A 20,794-nucleotide genomic window follows, 5' to 3' on the forward strand; every position below is an offset into this window, starting at 1 on the left:
AGCCCCCGCCGAACGGAACAAGGTCAGTCATCGTGTCGCTCGACGCCGCAACCGTCAGACGAATCGCCGATCTCGCCCGCATCGCCGTCACCGACCAGGAGGTCGCCCGCCTGCAGGGCGAACTCAACGGCATCCTCGCCTGGATCGAGCAACTGAACGAGGTGGCGACAGAGGGGGTGGAGCCGCTGACCGGCGCGGTGCGCATGCGGCTTCGCCTGCGCGAGGACATGGTGACGGAGGGCGACCAGCACGAGGCAATCCTCGCCAACGCGCCCGACCGCGCGGACAACGCCATGGGCTCGTTCTTCGCCGTGCCGAAGGTGGTGGAATGAGCAAGCCGACCGATCTCACCATCGCCGAGGCGCGCGAGATGCTCGCCCGGCGCGCGCTGTCGGCGCGCGAACTCGCCGAAGCCCACATCGCGGCGATCGAGCGTCTCGCTTCGCTCAACGCCTACATCACCGTCACCGCCGAGCGGGCTCTCGCCGATGCCGCGCGGGCGGATGATCGTCTCGCCCGCGGCGAAGCGCGCCCCCTTGAGGGGATCCCGCTCGGCATCAAGGACCTGTTTTGCACCGAGGGGATCAGGACCACCGCGGCGAGCCGGATCCTCGACGGTTTCACCCCACCTTACGAGAGCACGGTCACCCGCAAGCTGTGGGAGGCGGGGGCGGTGTGCCTGGGCAAGACCAACCTCGACGAGTTCGCCATGGGCTCGTCGAACACCACCTCCGCCTTCGGCCACGTGGTGAACCCGTGGCGCCGTCGCGGCGACAATCGCGATCTCGTCCCGGGCGGATCCTCGGGCGGATCGGCGGCGGCGGTGGCGGCCAGGCTCTGCCTCGGCGCGACCGCAACCGACACCGGGGGTTCGATTCGCCAGCCCGCAGCCTTCACCGGCACGGTCGGCATCAAGCCGACCTACGGGCGCTGTTCGCGCTGGGGCATCGTCGCCTTCGCCTCCTCGCTCGATCAGGCCGGGCCGATCGCGCGCACGGTGCGCGACGCCGCGATCCTGTTGCGCGCGATGTCCGGTTTCGATCCGAAGGACAGCACAAGTGCCGATGTGCCGGTGCCGGATTTCGAGGCCGCGGTCGGCCGCGGCGTGAAGGGGCTGAGGATCGGCGTGCCGAAGGAGTATCGCCTGCCGGGGATGAGCGCGGACATCGTCTCGCTCTGGGAACGGGGGGCGGCGTGGCTGCGCGAGGCGGGGGCGGAGATCCGCGAGATCTCGCTGCCGCACACGAAATACGCGCTCCCTTGCTACTACATCGTCGCCCCGGCGGAGGCGTCGTCGAATCTCGCCCGTTACGATGGCGTCAGGTTCGGCATGCGGGTCGATCCGGGTGGCGATCTCGATGATCTCTACGCCGCGACGCGCGCCGCCGGTTTCGGCGCCGAAGTGCGGCGGCGGATCCTGATCGGCACCTACGTGCTGAGCGCGGGCTACTACGACGCCTACTACCTCAAAGCGCAGAAGGTCCGGGCGCTGATCGCGCGCGATTTCGAGACCGCCTGGGCGGAGGTCGACGCCATCCTCACCCCCGCCACGCCGACCTCGGCCTTCGCCATCGGCGAGAAGCAGGACGACCCGGTGACGATGTACCTGAACGACGTGTTCACGGTGACGGCCAATCTCGCCGGCCTGCCGGGAATCAGCGTGCCGGCCGGGGTCGACGAGGGCGGCCTTCCCCTCGGCTTGCAGGTGATCGGCCGGCCGTTCGATGAGGAGACGGTGTTCGCGGTGGCGGGCGCGATCGAGCGTGCGGCCGGTTTCGATGCGCTGCCGGCGGTGAGGGCGTGACGATGGGCTACGTGATCGAAGGGCGGACGGGTCCATGGGAGATCGTCTGCGGGCTTGAGGTGCATGCGCAGGTGATCTCGAAATCGAAACTGTTCTCGGGGGCGGCGACGGCCTTCGGCGCGGCGCCGAACACCCAGGTCAGCTTCGTCGATGCCGCCTTTCCGGGGATGCTGCCGGTGCCGAACCGCGAGTGCATCGCGCAGGCGATCCGCACCGGGCTGGGGCTGAACGCGCAGATCAATCTCTGGTCGCGCTTCGACCGCAAGAACTACTTCTACGCCGATCTGCCGGCCGGCTATCAGATCAGCCAGTACCAGCACCCGATCGTCGGTCGCGGCGAGATCACCATCGAGCTTGCGGACGGCAGGACGCGCCGCATCGGCATCACGCGCCTTCATCTGGAACAGGACGCAGGCAAGTCGCTGCACGACCAGCACCCGACGAAGTCCTACATCGACCTCAACCGCGCCGGCGTGGCGCTGATGGAGATCGTTTCCGAACCCGACATCCGCAGCCCCGAGGAGGCCGGGGCATATCTGACGAAGCTGCGCCAGATCCTGCGCTATCTCGGCACCTGCGACGGCAACATGGAGGAGGGCTCGCTGCGGGCGGACGTGAACGTCTCCGTCCGCCGGCCGGGCGAGGGCTACCGCACGCGCTGCGAGGTGAAGAACGTCAACTCCATCCGCTTCGTCATGCAGGCGGTGGAGGCGGAGGCGCGGCGCCAGGTCGAGGTGTGGGAGTCGGGCGGCGAAGTGGCGCAGGAGACGCGCCTCTTCGACCCGGCGCGCGGCGTCACCCGACCGATGCGGTCGAAGGAGCACGCCCACGACTACCGCTACTTCCCCGACCCCGACCTCTTGCCGCTCGAACTCGACGCCGCGTGGGTGGAAGAGCTCCGCCGCACTTTGCCCGAACTGCCGGACGCGAAGGCCGAGCGCTTCCAGCGCGAGTACGGGCTTTCCGCCTACGATGCCCGGGTTCTGGTGGCTGAGCGCGCGACGGCCGACTTCTTCGAGGCGGTGGCACGAGGGCGCGACCCCAAGCTCGCCGCCAACTGGGTGATGGGCGACCTGTTCGCGGCGCTGAACCGAACGGGGCGGACGATCGAGACCTCGCCCGTCTCCGCCGAGGCCTTGGGGCGTCTGCTTGATCTGATCGCAGACGAGACGATTTCGGGCCGGATCGCCAAGCAGGTGTTCGAGGACATGGTCGAGACGGGGGCCGACCCCGCCGCCATCGTCGACGCCAAGGGGCTGCGCCAGGTGAAGGATACGGGCGCGATCGAGGCGGCGGTCGCTCAGGTGCTCGCCGCCAACGCCGACAAGGTTGCGGAGTACAAGGCCGGCAAGGAGAAGCTGTTCGGCTTCTTCGTCGGTCAGGTGATGAAGGCGATGGGTGGCAAGGGCAATCCGGCGCTCGTGAACGAGGTGCTGAAGCGCGCACTCGGCTGAGCCTCGCCGTCCCTCCCATCAGAGGAGCGAGACCCGCCGACGGTCGGGAGCGGCGATGGTCGGCCGAGCTTGGGGGCTCGTTCGAGGGAAGCGGGCCGCGAGCGTCCTTCCCGATCTCACGGCGTTGGCGTGCCGGGGGCGGCGGCGGTTCGTTGACGCTCCGGCCGGCGGTCTCTACAAGCGGTTGTCGCATACGCCGTGGGCGTGCCACTCACGGCGGAGGGGTGGCCGAGTGGCTGAAGGCGGCGGTTTGCTAAACCGTTGTACGGGTGTAAGCCCGTACCGTGGGTTCGAATCCCATCCCCTCCGCCACTCCGTCCTACCGTTCAGCCCGAACCGACGGCGCCGAGGGGATTGGATTCCGATCACCCAGGGCGGTCGTGTGCGGCGCACGCCGCTTAGCCTTCGGCCCCCGCGTCCTTCGCCCCGGGGTCATCCAGGCTGAACTGGCGAGTTTGGTCGTCGTAGGCGAACGCCTCGGCAAAGCGTCCCCAGCCGATGACGGCGCGCAGGCTCTCCGCTGCCGCTTGTGGCGACATGTGATCCTCCAGTTCGTCGGCGAAGCGTGTCCACGGCGCCCCATGATTCGGGCGTTCGTCGAGGACGCGGCGGATATGGCCGGCAAGCGGCACGTAGGCGAGCAAGTGGCGGCGGAAGAGCCGTTTGCGCTCCTCCGTGCCGGCGGGGGCGAACTGCCGCCCGGCTTCGGTGAGCCGCACGTCGCCGCCGGCCACCTCGGCAACGCAGCATTTGCAGCGTCTCGGCGATCGGGAAGAGGTCGTCGATCGTAAGGTGCAGCGCCGATGCCAGCACCGGCAGGTCGGCCTCGCCGCCATAGGGGGCCGGGCCAGCGTCTCGGCAAGGCCGGCGAGCAGGTTCGACGACACCCGCGGCAGCACGATCCCGATGCCGGAGCCCGGCAAGTGATCGGTCGCGGCACGGCCCGTTCGGCCGGGCACCTCCTGTTCGGTGAGCGCGACGTAGAGCCGCTCCACCACCTCGCGGAACGCAGGATCGAGCCGATCGCGCGGACGAGGCAGCACGATCGCGACCTCGTCGACGATCCGCCCCGGGTGACTGCCGAAGACGAGAACGCGGTCGCACGTCAGCACCGCCTCCTCGATGTCGTGCGTGACCAGCACCACCCCGCGGATCGGCAGCCTTCCATCCGACCACAGGTCGAGGAAGTCGCCGCGCAACGTCTCCGCCGTCAACACGTCGAGGGCGGAGAACGGCTCGTCCATCAGCAGCACGGCCGGATGGACGACGAACGCGCGCGCGAAGCCGACCCGCTGGCGCATGCCGCACGAGAGTTCGCGCGGATAGGCGGAGTCGAAGCCGTCAAGCCCGATCAGGTCGATCGCGGCGTTGGCGCGCCGGCCGTCGTGTCGAGGCGAAACCGTTCCGACCAAGCGACGAGGGGGCGAAACAGGCGCTGATCGTACAGGAGGATGACCACCAGCATAGCCGCCAGCGCCCAGAGGATGGCGGCAAGGTCGCGCGCGGCGATCGCCGCCGCGATGAAGGAGCCGATGCCCGGCAGGGTGATCGTGGTTTCGCCGACGGTGATCGCCTCCGATGCGACGACGAAGAATCAGCCGCCCGACATCGACATCATCATGTTGGCGACCAGTTGCGGCACGGCGAACGGCACCTCGAGGCGCCAGAACCGCGCCCAGGCCGACAGCCGGAAGCTCCGCGCCGCCTCCGCCAGTTCCTCCGGCACGGTGCGCAGCGACTGGTGGAAGCCGAACACCATGTTCCAGGCCTGACTGGTGAAGATGGCGAAGATCGCGGCGAACTCCGCCCCCGCCATGCGGCCGGGCGTGAGGGAGAGGAAGAACGTCACGGTGACCGAGATGAAGCCGAGGATCGGCACCGACTGCAGGATGTCGAGCAAGGGGGTCAGGAGGCGCTCGGCGAAGGCGCTCTTCGCCGCCAGCGGCGCCTAGGTGAAGGTGAACAGGAGGGAGAGCGCAGGCGCGGCGAGCCTGCGCACCACCGTCTGCACCGCGTAGGCCGGCAGGGAGGTGGCGGAGAGCCGGATCGCCGCGAGACCCGCTTCCGGCAGGGGCTGCAGGGCCTCGCGGCTTGCTTCGGCCACTACCACCAGGGCAGCGAAGACGAGGATCACCGCGACGAGGTCGGCCCGGGTCGGGAAGCGTGCTGGAAGGGCTTGAAGGCTGGATGGTCTCATGCAGGGAACATGCGGCCGCCGCCAGCCCGTGCATCGCAGGCCGGCAGCATCCGACGCGCTCGGACGGACTGACGGGACGCCAGCAGTTCGAGCCGCCGCGCCGATAGCGTTGCGTCCTTCGTCCAAGGCGGCTCAGTCCGGCCTATCTGGAGGTCGCCACGCCGGACACGATTTCGTAAGCACAGCAAGACGGAGCGATCGAGCGAAGGAGCCAAGATGCGCGGCGTGTTCTCCTGGCCGTTCTCCGGCCGCCGACGGTTCGATACCCTTTCGGCAGAAGAGATCCTCGCTCTCGCCATCTCCGCCGAGGAGGAGGACTCCCGCATCTACGCGCTCTACGCCAAGCGTCTTCGCGACTCCTACCCCGCCACCGCCGGGATGTTCGAGGCGATGGCGGCAGAGGAGGACGCGCACCGGCGGCGGCTGATCGACCTCTATCGCGCCCGCTTCGGCGACCTGATCCTGCCCATCCGGCGGGAGCACGTCGCCGACTTTTACGACCGCCGCCCCGTCTGGCTGGTGGAGAACCTGCCGCTCGATCGCATCCGCGCCGAGGCGGCGGCGATGGAGCGCGAGGCCGAGCGCTTCTATCGCCAAGCGGCAGCGCGGACGACGGATGCCGAGGTGCGCGCCCTGCTCGGCGACCTCGCCGCCGAGGAAGCCCGGCACGAGCGCGACGTCGAGGCGATGACGGAGGAGCTGCGGGCGAGCGGGGCCGCTTCCGAGGAGGACCTCGCCGCGCGCCGGCAGTTCATCCTGACCTGGGTGCAACCGGGCCTGGCGGGGCTGATGGACGGCTCGGTCTCCACCCTCGCCCCCATCTTCGCCACCGCCTTCGCCACCCAGGACCCGTGGACGACGTTCCTGGTCGGGCTCTCGGCTTCGGTCGGCGCCGGCATCTCCATGGGCTTCACCGAGGCCGCGCACGACGACGGCAAGCTGTCGGGCCGGGGCTCACCGGTGAAGCGCGGGCTTTCCTGCGGCGTGATGACGACGATCGGCGGGCTGGGCCACGCCCTGCCCTACCTGATCCCGCATTTCTGGACCGCCACCGTCATTGCGCTCGCCATCGTCTTCGTCGAGCTCTGGGCGATCGCCTGGATCCAGAATCGCTACATGGAAACGCCCTGGCGAAGGGCGGTGTTCCAGGTCGTGCTCGGCGGCAGCCTGGTGCTGGCGGCGGGGATCCTGATCGGCGGCGGCTGAGCGGGCATTCAGCCTCCGCCGACGGCGCGGACCAGGCCAAGCGACAGCGACGGCAGCGCGACGCAGAGCGCGAGCTTCAGCGCATCCGCAGCCAGGAACGGCAACACGCCGGCGAAGATCCGCGGCAGCGCCACGTCGCGCGCGATGCCACCGGCCACGAACACGTTCAGACCCACGGGCGGCGAAATCAGCCCCATGCCGACCACGATCAGCACCAGCACACCGAACCAGATCGCGACCTCATCCCGCGTCAGCCCGAAGTCGAGCGCAACAACGAGCGGAAAGAACACCGGCAGCGTGAGCAGGATCATCGCCAGCTCGTCCATCACCGCGCCGAGCAGGATGTAGAGGGCAAGGATCGCGACCAGCACGGCAACGGGCGAAACGTCGAGCCCCTCCAGCCAGAACTGCAGCACGTCCGGCGCCTGGGTGAGCGCGAGGAATGCGTTGAACACGTTGGCGCCGAGCAGGATGGCGAAGATCATCCCCGAGGTCTCGGCGGTGGCGCGCAAGGCTTCGGCCAAGCCCCAGAGCCCGAAGCCGCGCCGTGCGAGGGCCACCAGCAGGACCGCGACCGCGCCGACGGACGCGCCTTCGGTCGGCGTAAACACGCCGCCGTAGATGCCGCCCAGGACGATGACGCCGACCCCGAGCACGGGCAGAACGCGGCGCAGGGCCGCGCGGTCCCCCCTGCCCTCGCCCTCTCCCGCGAGTTCCGGCCGCAGCCGCACCGTCAGCGAAACCGCGAGAGCGTAGAGAAGCACCGCGAGCAGGCCGGGCAGGAGCGCGGCGAGGAAGAGGCGGGCGATGTTCTGTTCCGTGACGATCGCGTAGATGACGAGGATTACCGACGGCGGAATCAGGATGCCCAGGGTTCCGCCCGCCGAAACGAGGCCGGTGGCGAAGCCCGGCGCGTAGCCGAGACGGCGCAGTTCCGGCAGCGCGGCGCGCGCGAAGGTCGCCGTGGTGGCGACGGAAGAGCCGCAGACGGCACCGAAGGCCCCGCAGGCGACGATGACCGCGATCGCCGGCCCGCCGCGCCTACGCCCGAACAGGGATTCGGCGGCAGCGAACAGATCACCGGCGAGACCTGCCCGCTCGGCGATCGCGCCCATCAGGACGAAGAGGGGGATGACGGAGAGGGTGTAGTTAGCGAACAGGTGGTACGGCGTGCCCTTGAGGTAATTGAGCAGGATCGGCCAGCCCGCGATCTGCGCGTAGCCCACACCGCCGACGAGCAGCATGGCGAGCGCGATCGGACAGCGCAGCACGATCAAGACCAGGAGGGCGGCGAAGCCCTCGAGCGCGGCCAGGATCTCAGGCGGCACGCCGGTCAATGGCGGGGATCGTGCGAAGCGACGAAGGGGCGGACGAGGGCGGCAAGACCCGCCAGCGCGAAGGCGGCCGAGCCGATGCCGGCCACCCACCAGGTCGACATGCCGAGCGCCATCGTCACCGTGCCGGTGCGATGGAGTTCGGTGGCCGTGACGAACAGGCGCTCGGCGAGCAGGAAGCACACGCCAGCCCAGACCAGCAGCCACACCGTGTCGATCGCGCGCTGCAGCCGTTCGGGAAGCCAGACGGTGAAGCTCGTCACCGCGACATTGGCGCCGCGCGAGGCGGCGAAGGCGAAGGCGACGAAGAGCGCGATGGCGGAAGCGAGCGAGACGAGTTCGAAGTCGCCGCGGATGGCGCGGCCATCGAGCCAGCGACGGAGCACGCTTGCGCAAGTGAGCAATGCGGCGGCGACCAGGACGACCCCGCCCGCCACCGCGACATGGCGCGCGACCAAGCCGGGCAGGCTTGCTGCACCGGGCGTCCGCACTCCCTTGCGCACGCCGCTTCCCGCTTCGCCGACCCGACCGCGCTCAGCCGAAGGTCGTCACGCCCGCCCGCGGCCGATCTCGCTGATCAGCGCGCGCGCCTCCTCGAGCAGCGCCCCGCCGTCGATGTTGCGCTCGCGCATCGCGCGCACCCAGGCGTCGATCACCGGCTCGGTCGCGCGCTGCCAACGGAGGCGCTCCTCCTCGGTGATGCTGACGATCTCGTTGCCGCGCCGGCGCACCTGTTCCACCACCACGGGACCCTGCTCGTCCCACACCTTGGAGGCCATCTCGGCCGCGGCCTCGCCGGAGTTGCGATCCAGCACCGCGCGCAGGTCGGCGGGCAGGGAGTCGTAGCGCGCACGGTTCATCGCCAGCACGAAGGTGGCGATGTAGAGCGTGGGGCTGCCCGGAATTTCGGTGTGGTGGCGAACCATCTCGTGCAGACGAATGGCGGGCACCACCTCCCACGGCACCACCGCGCCGTCGATCACGCCTTGGGAGAGGGCTTCGGGCACCTGCGGGATCGGCATGCCGACCGGGGAGGCGCCGAGCGCGCGCAGGGCCTCGCCCGCCTGGCGGGTCGGAAAGCGCAGCTTGAGGCCCCGCAGATCCTCCATCGTGCGCACCGGCTTGCGCGCGTGGATCACGCCATGGTCGTGGCCCCAGGCGCACAGGATGTGGGTGTCGGCGAACTCCTCGCGCAGGCGGCGTTCGAAGAAGCGCTGCACGGCGAGCGCGTTCACGTAGGACTGGCGGTGCGGCACGAAGGGCAGTTCGAACACCTCGATGCGCGGGAAGCGCCCGGGCGTGTTGCCGGGCAGGGTCCAGACGATGTCCACCACCCCGTCGCGCGCCTGGTCGTAGAGCTGCGGCGGGGCCCCGCCCAGTTGCATGGCGGGGAAGATCTGCACGCGCAGACGCCCGCCGCTCTCGGCCTGGATCTTCTGCGCCCAGGGGACGAGGAAGTTGCGGTGCACGTTGCTGACGGGGCCGAGGAAGTGATGCAGCCGCAGCGTGACTTCCTGGGCGCGCGCAGCGGTGGGGCGCAGGAGCGCCGGTGCGGCCAGGGCACCGGCAATCAGTCCGCGCCGTGCAAGGCCCACGCCTTTCGTCATGGTCCGTCTCCTGCTTCGTTTCTTGCCGGCTCTAAACCATGCTCCGGGAGCGTCCGCAACGCCTTACCGTCAGGCGCGCATGCCCCCTTCCTCCATCCAAGTGAGCAGGCTCGCCACCGGCGCGTCCCGCTCGATCGGCACGAGGTGGGCAGCGCGGCGCAGCAGCATGAAGTCGGCACCGAGATCGGCCGCCAGCGCCTCGCCCAGCGCCGGTGGCGTCGCCGGATCCTCGGACGCCGAGACGACCAGCGTCGGCACATGGCGCGGCGGACGCGTGCCGCGCAGGTCGAAGCGGCCGATGGCGCGGCAACAGGCGGCGTAGCTGGCGGGATCGACGCGCAGGAACGCCTCGCGCACCTCTGCCACGCGTTCGGGCTCGCGCGCGGCGAAGCCGGGCGTGAACCAGCGCCCCATCACGGCATCCACGATCGCGCCGAGCCCGTCGCGCTCCACCACGCGTGCCCTCTCCTCCCACGTCTCGGGCGAGGGGATGTGCGCAGCGGTGGCGATCAGCACCACCGCGATCAGACGCTCGGGCGCGCGCCGCAGCAGCAGTTGGCCGATGAGGCCACCGATGGACAAACCGACGAAAAAGGCTCGCCCTCCGTTCTCCGCGATCAGTTCCGCCACGCGGTCTGCGATCGCCTCGAGGGTCAGCCCGGGCGCCGGCGGAGATGCGCCGTGCCCCGGCTTGTCGAAGCGAAGGCAGCGGAACCGCATGGAAGCCCGGCCGATCACCTCCCGCCACATGTGCAGGTCGGCGCCGAGGGAGTTGGCGAAGACGGCCAGCGGCGCATCGTCCGGTCCGTCCAGACGGTGATGGAGAACGAGCGACGTGTCGGTGGTCATTCCTCCCTCCCCTCCCCCGCGACTCGGCGCAACGCCGAGGCGACATCCCTCACCCGGCGCGCCGCCGCGATTGCGCTGCGGGCACCCGCTGCCGATGCCGCGTCCGGCGTGCAGGCCTCCGCCGCCTCGGCATGGCCGGCCGCGCGCAGGGCGTCTTCGAGCGTGCCGGCCGCGCCCGAGCGTACCATGTCCGCCGCCCGCGCCACCGCCTCCGCCGCCCTCTTGCGCCCGAGCCGAGGGGCGAGCGCCTCCGCCGCCCGGTCGGCGAAGACGAGGCCGCGAGCGGCAGCGAGGTTGGCACGCATACGCTCCCCGTCGGGCTCTCCTGCGGCGGCGAGCCGGGCGAGCTCGGCACTCGCGCGCGCCGCAAGCGAAAACAAGGCCGGCAGGGCCTGCCACTCCGCCTGCCAACCGCCGCCGCCGCGCTCCTCCGCCACGGCCGTCGCCGCGATCAGGGCGGAGGCGAGACCGGGCGCGAGATGATGAGCGGCCAGGATTGCGCTCTCGCCGGCAGGGTTGCGCTTGTGCGGCATCGCCGAGGAGCCGCCGCGGCCCTCGCCGGTGCGCACGATCACCTCGCCGACGGCATCGGAACGAAGCTCGGCGAGGTCGCGCGCGATCTTTGCCGCCGTGCCGATGAGGCCAGCGAGCCAAGTGCCCGTGCGCGCGATGCGCCAGCGCCGCGCGTGCCAGGCAAGCGGCTCGGCAGCGAGGCCGAGGAGAGCGGCGAACCGGGCGGTCAGGTCGGGCGCGGCGTCGCCGTAGGCCGCGGCGATGCCGACCGGCCCGCCGAGCGACACCGCGGTCACAAGGCGGAGCAGCTCGGGCAGCTCCGACGCCGGCTCGGCAAGCCCCGCCGCCCACTGCCCGACACGGGCGCCGAAGGTGATCGGCGCTGCCGCCTGGCCGTAGGTGCGCCCGAGACAGAGGAGATGGGCGTAGCGTTCCGCCAGCGCAGCGAAACCGTCGAGCGCGGCAGAAAGGTCTTCGGCAAGCAGGCGGAACGATCGGCGGATCAGCAGCGAGAGAGCGGTGTCGAGCAGATCCTGGCTGGTGGCGCCGCGATGCAGAGCCCAGGCGAGATCCGACGGCAGTCGGGCCTCGAGTTGGGCGAGGAAGGCGATGGTCGGCACGGCGGAGCGCCGTGCACCCTCGGCGATGGCGGCGAGATCGAACGCCTCCGCCGGCACGGCCCGGATCGCATCGGCGAGCCCCATCGGGGCGAGGCCGAACGCGGCCTGCGCCTCCGCCAGCGCTGCCTCCACCTCGAGCATGGCAGCGAGAAGCGAGCGATCTGACCAGATCGCCGCCATCCGCGGCTCGACGACGACGGCGTTGAGGAGGGAGTCCCCGATCACGCGCGGCAGAGGGCTCTGCGGCTCAGGCGACCGGCGCGGCTGGCAGGCGAAGGATGGCCCGCGCCTCGGCCACCGTCGCCGGCCGCCGGCCATATTCGCCGCAGAGCGCGACCACGCGGCGCACCAGAGCGGCGTTGGAGGGTGCGAGCGTCTCGCGATCGAGCCGGACGTTGTCCTCGAGCCCCGTCCGGCAGTGCCCGCCGAGCTCGAGCGACCAGCGGTTCAGCACGATCTGGTTGCGCCCGATCCCCGCGCCGGTCCAGGTGGCGTCGGGAGCGAGCCGCGCCAGCGTGCGGACGAGGAACTCGAAGGTCTCGCGGTCCGCCGGCAGCGCGTTCTTCACCCCCATGACGAACTGCACGTGCAGCGGCCGAACGATCTTGCCTGCCTCCGCCATCGCCACCGCGTTGAACAGCATGGCGAGGTCGAACACCTCGATCTCGGGCTTGACGCCGTATCGCAGCATCTCGGCGGCGAGCCAGTCGATCAGCTCGGGGTCGTTCTCGTACACGCGCGTGGGGAAGTTGCAGGAGCCCGTCGCCAGCGAGCACATGTCGGGGCGGAGGGGGATCATGCCGCCGCGCTCGCGCCCCGTCCCGGAGCGCCCGCCGGTGGAGAGCTGGATGATCATGCCCGGGCAGTGCTTGCGGATCCCCTCCATCAGCCGCGCAAAGCGCTCGGGGTCCGAGGTCGGGCGGCCCTGATCGTCGCGCACATGGGCGTGCACCAGCGTCGCACCCGCCTCGAACGCCTCGTGGGTGGACTCGATCTGCTCGGCGATCGAGATCGGCACCGCGGGATTGTCGGATTTCTGCGGCAGCGACCCGGTGATCGCCACCGTGATGATGCAAGGTGTCGCTTCTGCCATCGGCGCCTTTCTTGTCGCGTTTCCGACCGCTCGGCCTCGCGCTCAGAGGTCGAAGAACACCGTCTCGTTCTCGCCCTGCAGCCGGATGTCGAAGCGGTAGCGTCCGGGGGCGAGCTTGTCTGCGAGGAGGGTTGCGCGTCGCGCGGGCGGCACGGCGAGCAAGATCGGATCGCGCGCGTTCCGTTCCGCCTCGTCCGCGAAATGGACGCGGGTCACCAGCGGGCCGAGCAAGCCCCGCGCCTGCACGATCAGCCAGAGATGCGGCGCCTCGTCGCCGGCGGCAACGCCGGGACGAACGGTGCGGAAGCGGAAACACCCATCCCTGTCCGTCGCCGCCCGGCCGTAGCCGCGGAAGCCTCGTCCCGGCTCCCAGCCACCGCGGGCATCGCGTTGGCGCGCCTCGATCAGGGCGTCGGAGACGGGGGCGCCATCGCCGTCGAGCACCCGGCCCATGAGCACCAGGGGTTCGCCTTCGGCCTCGTCGGTCGCGATCTCCTCCGTGGCGAGGGGAAGGAAGGGCAGGCCGATGCGGTGCGGCGCCAGCCCGATCGCGAAATAGGGGCCGACCGTCTGCGTCGGCGTCTGCCCGAGCCGGTTGGCGCGCGCCATCACGTGGTCTCCCACGGGGTGGCGGCCGGCCCGCGCAGGACGAAGTCGAAGGCGAAGCCGAGGGCGTAGCCCTCGACGGTGAGGCTGAGATCGAACCGCGCGATCAGCCGTTCGCGGGCATGCTCCGGCACGCTGCGGAAGATCGGGTCGAAGGCAAGCAGCGGGTCGCCCGGAAAATACATCTGGGTGACGAGACGGTCGGCGAAATGCCGCCCGAACAGGGCGAAATGCAGATGCGCCGGCCGCCAGGCGTTGGGGTGGTTGCGCCACGGATAGGCCCCCGGCCGGATGGTGACGAAACGGTAGCGCCCCTCGGCATCGGTCCGGCAGCGACCCACGCCGAGGAAGTTGGGATCGAGCGGCGCGTCATGATCGTCCACCGGGTGGCGGTAGCGGCCCGCCGCGTTCGCCTGCCAGAGCTCGACGATGGTGTCCGCAACCGCGCGCCCCTCCTCGTCGAGCACGCGCCCCGCGACGATGATGCGCTCGCCCACCGGCTCGCCATTGATGCGGCCGTTGCGCGTCAGATCGGCATCGATCTCGGTGACCACGACGTCGGAAAGATCCGGTGCCGGCACGAGCGCGGCGAGCGGAGGAACCGCAACGAGCGGCTCGCGCGGGCCGCGCCGCGCCGTCGAGCGGTATCCGGGGTCGATCCAGGCCGGATTGGCGGCGCGATCGCGCGGAGCAAGCGGGGGGAGGCCGGCGTCAGTCGAGCGGGAGTCCGACATAGTTCTCGGCGATCACGGTGCGGGCGGCGCGCGAGGCGGCGACGTAGGCGCGTTCCGCCTCCTGCATCTTCGCCTCGAACGGCGCGAGGTCAGGGAAGCTGTGCATGAGCCGCGTCATCATCCACGAGAAGCGCTCGGTTCGCCAGACCCGCGCCAGCGCTATGGCCGAGTACGCGTCGAGCGCGGTCTCGTCGCCCTCGCGCAGGAAGCGGATGGCGGCACGCGCGGCGTACCAGGCATCGGCGGCGGCGAGATTGAGGCCCTTCGCCCCCGTCGGCGGCACGACGTGCGCCGCATCGCCGAGCAAAAGGAGGCGGCCCACGCGCATCGGTTCGGCGACGAAACTTCGCAACGGCGCGATCGAACGCTCGATCGCCGGCCCTGCCGTGACGCGCGCCGCGATCTCGGCCGGCAAGCGACGGCGAAGCTCGGCCCAGAACCGCTCCTCGGTCCAGTCCTCGAGACGCTCACCGGCGGCGACCTGGACGTAGTAGCGGCTTCGCGTGGGCGAGCGCAGGGAACAGAGGGCGAAGCCCCGGTCGGAAGCGGCGTAGACGAGCTCCCCGTGCGCCGGAGGGACGTCGGCCAGCAGGCCGAGCCAGCCGAACGGATAGGCGATCTCGTAGGTCCTGATCGCCTCGGCCGGCAGGGCCCGCCGAGCGAGGCCATGGAAGCCGTCGCAGCCCAGCACGAGGCGGCAGGAGAGGACGATCGTCTCGCCCGCGCGGCGACAGACGACGCGGGGCGCCGCATCCAGGTTCTCGATCGCCACCGCCTCCGTCTCGAACAGGAGCGGCAGACCGGCCGCCTCCCGATGCGCGATCAAGTCACGCACCACCTCCGTCTGCCCGTACACGGTCACATGACGGCCGGGGACGAGATCGGGGAAGGCGATCCGCACCATCGTCTCGCCGAAGGCAAGCACGAAGCCCTCGTGCACGAGGCCCTCGCGGTCGAGACGCGCCGCGGCGCCAAGCCGGCGCAGGGTCTCGACGGTCGACTGCTCGAGCACGCCGGCCCGCACGCGCTGCAGCACGTAATCGCGCGCGCGGTGTTCGACGATGATGGTCTCGATTCCGGCTTCGGCGAGCAGGGCTGCCGATATGAGCCCCGCCGGCCCGGCGCCGATGATGCAGACGTCGGTTCGCACCGTCCCCTGTTCCCTGCTGCGCGTTCTCGCGCGTGCGTCGGTCGAGAGGATAGCCGGCCGACGCAGAGCCGCCAGGAGGGCCGGCCGGTCGTCCTGAGGTGGCGTCCCGTACGGGATTCGAACCCGTGTTGCGGCCTTGAAAGGGCCGAGTCCTAGGCCTCTAGACGAACGGGACGCTGCTCGGCACCGCCGCCTAGCGCGGCCGCGCCGGGGATGCAAGCGCGGTCAAGGCAACGCGGCATCAACGAGGCGCAAGCCGACCGCCTCGCCGCCGCGGAAACGGTCCGGCCGCAACGCCCCGACAGCGCGGACCAAGCCGCCGCGGGCCGCCGCAAGCCCCTGCGCCAGCGCCGTACCACCGCAGCGGAAGGCGATCGCCTCGACGCGGCGCCCGCTCTCGCCTTCCAGCACGACGCGCAGATGCGCCCCCGACCCGCCGACCGCGCTGACCGCCGCGACCCGCCCAGCCACCTCGACCAGCGGCTCCGCGTTGCCGAGGCCGAAGGGCCCAAGCCTCGCCAGAGCCTGCACCGCCTCCGACGTCGCACCCTCAACCCGGCAGCGGCCTTCGATCACCACGGGCTCCCGCACCTCGCCCTCGGCTCCCCAGGCAGCGTCGAGCGCCTCGGCCAAGCATTGGAGCCGCGAGGCCGGCAGCGTCACCCCGGCGGCCGCGGCGTGGCCGCCGCCCTTCAGCGCGATGCCCTCGCGCACCAGCGCCGCAATGGCCGCCCCGAGATCGAAGCCCGGCACGGACCGCCCCGAGCCCACCGCCCTCTCGCCCTCCAACGCCAGGGCGAGCGCAGGGCGGCCGAAGCGTTCGCGCACCCTGCCGGCGACGATGCCGACCACGCCGGGGTGCCAGCCAGCTCCGGCCACCACCAGCACCGATCGGCCCGCCTCCACTTGGCGTTCAGCCTCGGCAAAGGCAGCCTCCACCACCGCCGCCTCGATCGCCTGCCGGTCGCGGTTTAGCCGATCGAGCCGTTGCGCCAGCGCCTGCGCCTCGCGCGCGTCATCCGCAAGCAAGAGGGCGACACCGAGCCCCGCGTCATCGAGCCGCCCGGCGGCGTTCAGCCGCGGCGCCAAGGCGTAGCCGATCGCTTCCGTATCGATCGTCTCGATGCCGACGCCGGCGACGGCCGCCAGCGCCGCGAGGCCGGCCCGAGGGCTGCGCCGCATCGCCTCCACCCCGCGCGCGACGAAGGCCCGGTTGAGGCCGACGAGCGGCATCACGTCGGCCACGGTGGCGAGTGCCACGAGATCGACGAGATCAAGCACAAGCTCGTTGCCGACCGCGCGCGACGAGCCCGCTTGCCGGAGCGCCCGGTTGATCGCGACGGCGGCAAGAAAGGCGAGCCCGCTCGCGCACAGCGTGCCGAGGGCTGGGTCGCGTGGCGGCGCATTCGGATTGACGTGGGCGAAAACGCCCGGCGGCGGTCCATCGCAGCGGTGGTGATCGAGCACCAGCACGTCCGCCTCGGGCGCGATCGCGGCGATCGGTCCCGGCGCGTTCGATCCGCAGTCGAGACAGACGATCGCCCTCGCCCCGGCGGCGACCAGCTCACGGAAGGCGCGCTCGTTCGGCCCGTAGCCGTCGCGCAGACGATGCGGCACGGCGTGCAGCACGCGGACGCCGAGGCCGGCGAGGAACCGCGCAAGAAGGGCGACGGCCGCCTGACCGTCGACGTCGTAGTCGCCGAACAGGGCGATGGTCTCTTCGCGCCGCGCCGCCCAGGCGAGACGATCGGCGAGCGCGTCCATGCCGGGCAAGGAGGACGGGTCGGGCAGCCAGTCCTTCAGCCGCGGCGCGAGATGACGCGCGAGGTCGGCCTCCGCCACGCCGCGCGCGACGATCACACCGGCGAGCAGCTCCGGCAGGCCGTGACGCTGCGCGAAGCGCAGAGTGGTGTCGGGATCGGCGGTGCAGTCCTGCCAGGGTCGCCCGGAGAAGGATCGGACGTCGCTCCCCGCCTGACCGCCGCGCACGATCGCCTCAGCCGCCCATCCACAGCTTGCGGTTGAAGTTGTGGTGCGCCTCGATGTAGCGCACCGTGCCGGACTTGGAGCGCATCACCAGCGAATGAGTGATCGCGCCACCGCCGAAGCGGCGCACGCCGCGCAGCATGGTGCCGTTGGTCACGCCCGTCGCGGCGAACATCACGTCGCCGCGGGCCATCTCCTCCGTCGTGTACTTGCGCGAGAGGTCGGTGATGCCCATCCGCCGCGCGCGGGCCTTCTCCTCCTCGTTGCGGAAGACGAGCCGGCCCTGGATCTGGCCGCCGATGCAGCGAAGCGCGGCGGCGGCGAGCACGCCTTCCGGCGCGCCGCCCGTGCCCATGTAGACGTCGATGCCGCTCTCGGGCTGGCTCGTCGCGATCACGCCCGAAACGTCGCCGTCGCTGATCAGCATGATGCGTGCTCCGGCGGCGCGCACCGCCTTGATCAGTTCCGCATGCCGCGGCCGATCGAGGATGCAGACGACGAGGTCGGACACTTCCATGCCCTTCGCCTTCGCCACCTCCTTCAGGTTGCGCTCCGGGGTTTCGTCGAGATCGACGATGCCCTCCGGCAGACCGCCGCCGACGGCGATCTTTTCCATGTAGACGTCAGGCGCATTGAGGAAGTTGCCGGCCTCGGCGAGTGCGACCACGGCGAGCGCATTGTTGCCGCCCTTGGCGGTGATCGTCGTTCCCTCGAGCGGGTCGAGCGCGATGTCGGCCTTCATGCCGCCGCAGCCGACCTTCTCGCCGATGTAGAGCATCGGCGCCTCGTCGCGCTCGCCCTCGCCGATCACCACCGTGCCGTCGATCGCCACCGTGTCGAAGGCCCGCCGCATCGCGTCCACCGCCGCCTGATCGGCCGCCTTCTCGTCGCCCCGCCCCATCAGGCGCGAGGCGGCGAGGGCCGCGGCCTCGGTGACGCGGACCAGTTCGAGGGCGAGGTTGCGGTCGATGTGGCGGGCATCGGGCGCGTTGCCGCCGGCGGCGAAGACGCGCGCGGAAGTGGCCGTGTCGCTCATGAGATCGTTTCCTTCCCGAACCTTGTGATCCACCCCGTTCAGAGGGTTTCGATCCTGATCACGGTCGGCGGCTCGACCACCGCCTCCAGCGAGGCGATGCGGGCCACCGCCGCGGCGAACGCCGCCTCCTCGCACGGATGCGTCGTCAGCACAACGGGAACCGTCTCGCCGGGCGAGCGACCACGCTGCAGCATGCTCTCCAGGCTCACCGCATGGTCGCGCAGCACGGCCGAGACCTCTGCGATCACGCCCGGGCGGTCCACCACCATCAGACGCAGGTACGCCGCCCCGCGGCGATGCGCGATGGGAACGGCGGCCGCGGGCTCGAGGCCCACCGCACTGCGTCCCCAGGTCGGCGTACGCCGGCCGCGCGCGATGTCGATCAGATCGGCGACCACCGCCGACGCCGTCGGCCCCCCGCCGGCGCCACGACCTTCCAGGATGACGCGGCCGGCATGATCGCCTTCGATCATCACCGCATTGAACACGCCGTCGACATGCGCGAAGGGCGAGGCTTCGGGCACGAGGGCGGGATGGACGCGCGCCGCCACCCCCTCGTTGGTTTCCTCCGCGATGCCGACCAGACGGATGACGTAGCCGAGGTCGCGGGCGAAACGGATGTCGAGATCGGTAATCCGTCGGATCCCCTCGACGGAGAGCGAGGCGAAGTCGAGCGGGCGGCCGAAAGCGAGGCCAGCGAGAATGGCGAGCTTGTGTGCGGCATCCACCCCGTCGATGTCGAAAGAGGGATCGGCCTCGGCGTAGCCGAGCGCCTGCGCCTCGGCCAGCACCTCGGCGAAGGCGCGGCCCGTGTCGCGCATGGCAGTGAGAATGTAGTTGGAGGTGCCGTTCAGGATGCCGGCGATGCGCAGCACGCGGTTGGCGGCGAGGCCTTCGCGCAACGCCTTGATGGCCGGAATGCCGCCGGCGACCGCCGCCTCGAAGGCGAGCGCCGCCCCTGTTCGTTCCGCCCGCGCAGCGAGGTCGGCGCCGTGCAGGGCGAGCATCGCCTTGTTCGCCGTCACCACCGGCTTGCCGGCGTCGAGCGCGGCCTCGACCGCCGCGCGCGCCGGACCATCCGCCCCGCCGATCACTTCGACCAGGACCTCGACCGAGGCGTCGCGGGCGAGCGCCACCGGATCCTGGAACCAGGCGAGCCCGTCAAGCGCCACGCCGCGATCCTTGCCGCGATCGCGCGCGGAGACGGCGACCGGCACGATCGGCCGGCCCGCCCGCGCCGCGATCAGTTCCGCGTTCGCGCGCAACAGGCCGAGGGTCGCTGCCCCCACCGTGCCGAGTCCGGCGAGGCCGACGCGCAGGGGAGCCCCGCTCATGCCGCCGTCTCGACCTCGGAGGACATGGCCGGCGCGTTCGTGCCCTGCAGGAAGGCGCGGATGGCCCGGCAGGCCTGGCGGATGCGCTGCGTGTTCTCGACGAGCGCGATGCGCACGTGCCCATCGCCATGCTCGCCGAAACCGACACCGGGGCTGACCGCAACCTTGGCGCGATCGAGCAGGAGCTTGGCGAATTCGAGACTGCCCAGATGGCGGAAGCGCGGCGGGATCGGCGCCCAGGCGAACATCGAAGCGGCGGGGGCGGGAACTTCCCAGCCGGCAGCGGCAAGGCCGCGGATCAGCACATCGCGCCGTTCGCGATAAAGCGCGCGCATCTGCTCCACGCAGTCCTGCGGCCCGTTCAGGGCGGCGACGGCGGCGACCTGAATCGGGGTGAAGGCGCCGTAGTCGAGATAGGACTTCACCCGGGCGAGAGCGGCGATCAGCCGCGGGTTGCCGGCGGCGAAACCGATGCGCCAGCCCGCCATCGAGTAGGTCTTCGACATCGAAGTGAACTCGACGGCGATGTCCTTCGCCCCCGGCACGGCGAGGATGGAGGGTGGCGGTTCGCCCTCGAAATAGATCTCGGCGTAGGCGAGATCGGAGATGACGAACACCTCGTGCCGGCGGGCGAAGGCAACGACCTCGCGGTAGAAGTCGAGCGAGGCGGTGAGCGCGGTCGGGTTGGAGGGGAAATTGACGATCAGCGCGGTCGGCTTCGGCACGGAGTGGATCACCGCGCGATCCAGCGCACGCAGCATCTCCTCGCCGGGCTCGTGCGGGATGGAGCGCACCGCAGCACCGGCGATGACGAAGCCGAACTGGTGGATGGGATAGGAGGGGTTGGGGACGAGAATGACGTCGCCCGGTGAGGTGATGGCCTGCGCGAGGTTGGCGAGCCCTTCCTTCGAGCCGAGGGTGACGCAGACCTCCGTCTCGGGGTCGAGGGCGACGCCGAAGCGGCGGGCGTAGTAGCCGGCGAGCGCGCGGCGCAGTCCCGGGATGCCGCGGGAGACCGAATAGCGGTGCGCGCGCGGGTCGGCCACCGTCTCGACGAGCTTGGCGACCACATGCGGCGGTGCGGCGCTGTCCGGGTTGCCCATGCCGAGATCGATCACGTCCTCGCCGCGAGCGCGCGCCTCCGCCTTCAGCCGGTTCACCTCGGCGAAGACGTACGGGGGAAGGCGACGGATGCGGTGGAATTCGCTCTGGGCGGAGGGCATGCGCTTCGGTTCCGGGGCTCTCTCGGGTCGGAGGGCCACAGCCGGACC

20 protein-coding genes and 2 tRNA genes are annotated in these 20,794 nt (G+C 71.0%); 5 read left to right on the top strand and 17 right to left on the bottom strand.

From position 1 onward, the window contains the following. The first annotated feature begins 32 nt into the window (after positions 1 to 32). From gatC to DWB05_RS13970, 4 genes are all read left to right on the top strand, one after another. Positions 33 to 332 carry an Asp-tRNA(Asn)/Glu-tRNA(Gln) amidotransferase subunit GatC gene (gene gatC, locus DWB05_RS13955; protein ID WP_114377825.1) on the top strand — a complete coding sequence of 100 codons (300 nt, stop codon included), beginning with the start codon at positions 33 to 35 and terminating at the stop codon, positions 330 to 332. Then, positions 329 to 1,804, top strand: coding sequence for an Asp-tRNA(Asn)/Glu-tRNA(Gln) amidotransferase subunit GatA (gatA, locus tag DWB05_RS13960; RefSeq protein WP_114377826.1), 1,476 nt, complete (start codon positions 329 to 331; stop codon positions 1,802 to 1,804). The genes gatC and gatA overlap by 4 nt, the downstream gene beginning before the upstream one ends. A 2-nt stretch (positions 1,805 to 1,806) precedes the next feature. Continuing rightward, positions 1,807 to 3,258: an Asp-tRNA(Asn)/Glu-tRNA(Gln) amidotransferase subunit GatB gene (gatB, locus tag DWB05_RS13965; RefSeq protein WP_114377827.1), complete on the top strand. Its 1,452-nt coding sequence runs from the start codon at positions 1,807 to 1,809 to the stop codon at positions 3,256 to 3,258. 218 nt (positions 3,259 to 3,476) lie between these two features. Continuing rightward, a tRNA-Ser gene (locus tag DWB05_RS13970) sits at positions 3,477 to 3,570 on the top strand. Between the two features lie 86 nt (positions 3,571 to 3,656). Here DWB05_RS13970 and DWB05_RS13975 read toward each other — a convergent pair. From DWB05_RS13975 to DWB05_RS15410, 3 genes are all read right to left on the bottom strand, one after another. Then, on the bottom strand, positions 3,657 to 4,670 hold the full coding sequence (locus DWB05_RS13975) for an AAA-associated domain-containing protein (RefSeq protein ID WP_198669188.1): 1,014 nt from the start codon (positions 4,668 to 4,670) through the stop codon (positions 3,657 to 3,659). Between the two features lie 182 nt (positions 4,671 to 4,852). After that, positions 4,853 to 5,200: an ABC transporter permease subunit gene (locus DWB05_RS15405; protein ID WP_456298236.1), complete on the bottom strand. Its 348-nt coding sequence runs from the start codon at positions 5,198 to 5,200 to the stop codon at positions 4,853 to 4,855. A 6-nt stretch (positions 5,201 to 5,206) separates the two neighbouring features. Continuing rightward, positions 5,207 to 5,455 carry a hypothetical protein gene (locus DWB05_RS15410; RefSeq protein ID WP_456298234.1) on the bottom strand — a complete coding sequence of 83 codons (249 nt, stop codon included), beginning with the start codon at positions 5,453 to 5,455 and terminating at the stop codon, positions 5,207 to 5,209. A gap of 216 nt (positions 5,456 to 5,671) precedes the next feature. Between DWB05_RS15410 and mbfA the strand changes: the two genes are divergently transcribed. After that, positions 5,672 to 6,661: an iron exporter MbfA gene (gene mbfA, locus DWB05_RS13985; protein ID WP_114377828.1), complete on the top strand. Its 990-nt coding sequence runs from the start codon at positions 5,672 to 5,674 to the stop codon at positions 6,659 to 6,661. An 8-nt stretch (positions 6,662 to 6,669) separates the two neighbouring features. Here mbfA and DWB05_RS13990 read toward each other — a convergent pair whose 3' ends face one another. From DWB05_RS13990 to DWB05_RS14055, 14 genes are all read right to left on the bottom strand, one after another. After that, entirely contained in the window at positions 6,670 to 7,989 is a 1,320-nt protein-coding gene (locus DWB05_RS13990; protein WP_114377924.1) for a TRAP transporter large permease, read from the bottom strand. 5 nt (positions 7,990 to 7,994) lie between these two features. After that, positions 7,995 to 8,498, bottom strand: a complete 504-nt coding sequence (locus DWB05_RS13995) for a TRAP transporter small permease (protein WP_114377829.1) — start codon at positions 8,496 to 8,498, stop codon at positions 7,995 to 7,997. 45 nt (positions 8,499 to 8,543) lie between these two features. Next, positions 8,544 to 9,602 carry a TRAP transporter substrate-binding protein gene (locus DWB05_RS14000; RefSeq protein ID WP_114377830.1) on the bottom strand — a complete coding sequence of 353 codons (1,059 nt, stop codon included), beginning with the start codon at positions 9,600 to 9,602 and terminating at the stop codon, positions 8,544 to 8,546. A 69-nt stretch (positions 9,603 to 9,671) separates the two neighbouring features. Then, positions 9,672 to 10,451 carry an alpha/beta fold hydrolase gene (locus tag DWB05_RS14005; RefSeq protein WP_114377831.1) on the bottom strand — a complete coding sequence of 260 codons (780 nt, stop codon included), beginning with the start codon at positions 10,449 to 10,451 and terminating at the stop codon, positions 9,672 to 9,674. Beyond that, entirely contained in the window at positions 10,448 to 11,809 is a 1,362-nt protein-coding gene (locus DWB05_RS14010; RefSeq protein ID WP_157967215.1) for a lyase family protein, read from the bottom strand. The genes DWB05_RS14005 and DWB05_RS14010 overlap by 4 nt, the downstream gene beginning before the upstream one ends. Positions 11,810 to 11,831: 22 nt before the next feature. Next, on the bottom strand, positions 11,832 to 12,677 hold the full coding sequence (locus tag DWB05_RS14015; protein WP_114377833.1) for a 3-oxoadipate:acetyl-CoA acetyltransferase: 846 nt from the start codon (positions 12,675 to 12,677) through the stop codon (positions 11,832 to 11,834). 42 nt (positions 12,678 to 12,719) lie between these two features. Further along, complete coding sequence (gene pcaG, locus DWB05_RS14020) at positions 12,720 to 13,286, bottom strand: protocatechuate 3,4-dioxygenase subunit alpha (RefSeq protein ID WP_114377834.1); 567 nt, start codon at positions 13,284 to 13,286, stop codon at positions 12,720 to 12,722. Then, on the bottom strand, positions 13,286 to 14,017 hold the full coding sequence (gene pcaH / locus DWB05_RS14025) for a protocatechuate 3,4-dioxygenase subunit beta (protein WP_114377835.1): 732 nt from the start codon (positions 14,015 to 14,017) through the stop codon (positions 13,286 to 13,288). The genes pcaG and pcaH overlap by 1 nt, the downstream gene beginning before the upstream one ends. After that, complete coding sequence (pobA, locus tag DWB05_RS14030) at positions 13,995 to 15,167, bottom strand: 4-hydroxybenzoate 3-monooxygenase (RefSeq protein WP_114377836.1); 1,173 nt, start codon at positions 15,165 to 15,167, stop codon at positions 13,995 to 13,997. Before pobA ends, pcaH begins: the two co-directional genes overlap by 23 nt. A gap of 99 nt (positions 15,168 to 15,266) precedes the next feature. After that, positions 15,267 to 15,342, bottom strand: a tRNA-Glu gene (locus DWB05_RS14035). A gap of 50 nt (positions 15,343 to 15,392) precedes the next feature. Further along, positions 15,393 to 17,156 carry a single-stranded-DNA-specific exonuclease RecJ gene (gene recJ / locus DWB05_RS14040; RefSeq protein WP_157967216.1) on the bottom strand — a complete coding sequence of 588 codons (1,764 nt, stop codon included), beginning with the start codon at positions 17,154 to 17,156 and terminating at the stop codon, positions 15,393 to 15,395. A gap of 7 nt (positions 17,157 to 17,163) precedes the next feature. Then, positions 17,164 to 18,189, bottom strand: a complete 1,026-nt coding sequence (gene glpX, locus DWB05_RS14045) for a class II fructose-bisphosphatase (protein WP_114377838.1) — start codon at positions 18,187 to 18,189, stop codon at positions 17,164 to 17,166. A gap of 38 nt (positions 18,190 to 18,227) precedes the next feature. After that, positions 18,228 to 19,523 carry a homoserine dehydrogenase gene (locus tag DWB05_RS14050; protein WP_114377839.1) on the bottom strand — a complete coding sequence of 432 codons (1,296 nt, stop codon included), beginning with the start codon at positions 19,521 to 19,523 and terminating at the stop codon, positions 18,228 to 18,230. Continuing rightward, positions 19,520 to 20,746 (bottom strand): LL-diaminopimelate aminotransferase, encoded by a 1,227-nt coding sequence (locus DWB05_RS14055; protein ID WP_114377840.1) that lies wholly within the window; start codon positions 20,744 to 20,746, stop codon positions 19,520 to 19,522. Before DWB05_RS14055 ends, DWB05_RS14050 begins: the two co-directional genes overlap by 4 nt. Between the last annotated feature and the right edge of the window lie 48 nt (positions 20,747 to 20,794).

The organism is Elioraea thermophila (ex Habib et al. 2022) (assembly GCF_003336755.1).
In the GTDB taxonomy this organism is placed as follows: Bacteria; Pseudomonadota; Alphaproteobacteria; order Acetobacterales; family Acetobacteraceae; genus Elioraea; species Elioraea thermophila.

Bases quoted from the DNA above. Each gene is read 5' to 3' on its own strand.
- DWB05_RS14000 (WP_114377830.1), bottom strand. From the start codon at position 9,602: ATGACGAAAGGCGTGGGCCTTGCACGGCGCGGACTGATTGCCGGTGCC.
- DWB05_RS14005 (WP_114377831.1), bottom strand. From the start codon at position 10,451: ATGACCACCGACACGTCGCTCGTTCTCCATCACCGTCTGGACGGACCG.
- DWB05_RS14015 (WP_114377833.1), bottom strand. From the start codon at position 12,677: ATGGCAGAAGCGACACCTTGCATCATCACGGTGGCGATCACCGGGTCG.
- gatA (WP_114377826.1), top strand. From the start codon at position 329: ATGAGCAAGCCGACCGATCTCACCATCGCCGAGGCGCGCGAGATGCTC.
- DWB05_RS14055 (WP_114377840.1), bottom strand. From the start codon at position 20,746: ATGCCCTCCGCCCAGAGCGAATTCCACCGCATCCGTCGCCTTCCCCCG.
- pcaG (WP_114377834.1), bottom strand. From the start codon at position 13,286: ATGGCGCGCGCCAACCGGCTCGGGCAGACGCCGACGCAGACGGTCGGC.
- gatB (WP_114377827.1), top strand. From the start codon at position 1,807: ATGGGCTACGTGATCGAAGGGCGGACGGGTCCATGGGAGATCGTCTGC.
- glpX (WP_114377838.1), bottom strand. From the start codon at position 18,189: ATGAGCGACACGGCCACTTCCGCGCGCGTCTTCGCCGCCGGCGGCAAC.
- DWB05_RS15410 (WP_456298234.1), bottom strand. From the start codon at position 5,455: ATGAGACCATCCAGCCTTCAAGCCCTTCCAGCACGCTTCCCGACCCGG.
- mbfA (WP_114377828.1), top strand. From the start codon at position 5,672: ATGCGCGGCGTGTTCTCCTGGCCGTTCTCCGGCCGCCGACGGTTCGAT.
- pcaH (WP_114377835.1), bottom strand. From the start codon at position 14,017: ATGTCGGACTCCCGCTCGACTGACGCCGGCCTCCCCCCGCTTGCTCCG.
- DWB05_RS14050 (WP_114377839.1), bottom strand. From the start codon at position 19,523: ATGAGCGGGGCTCCCCTGCGCGTCGGCCTCGCCGGACTCGGCACGGTG.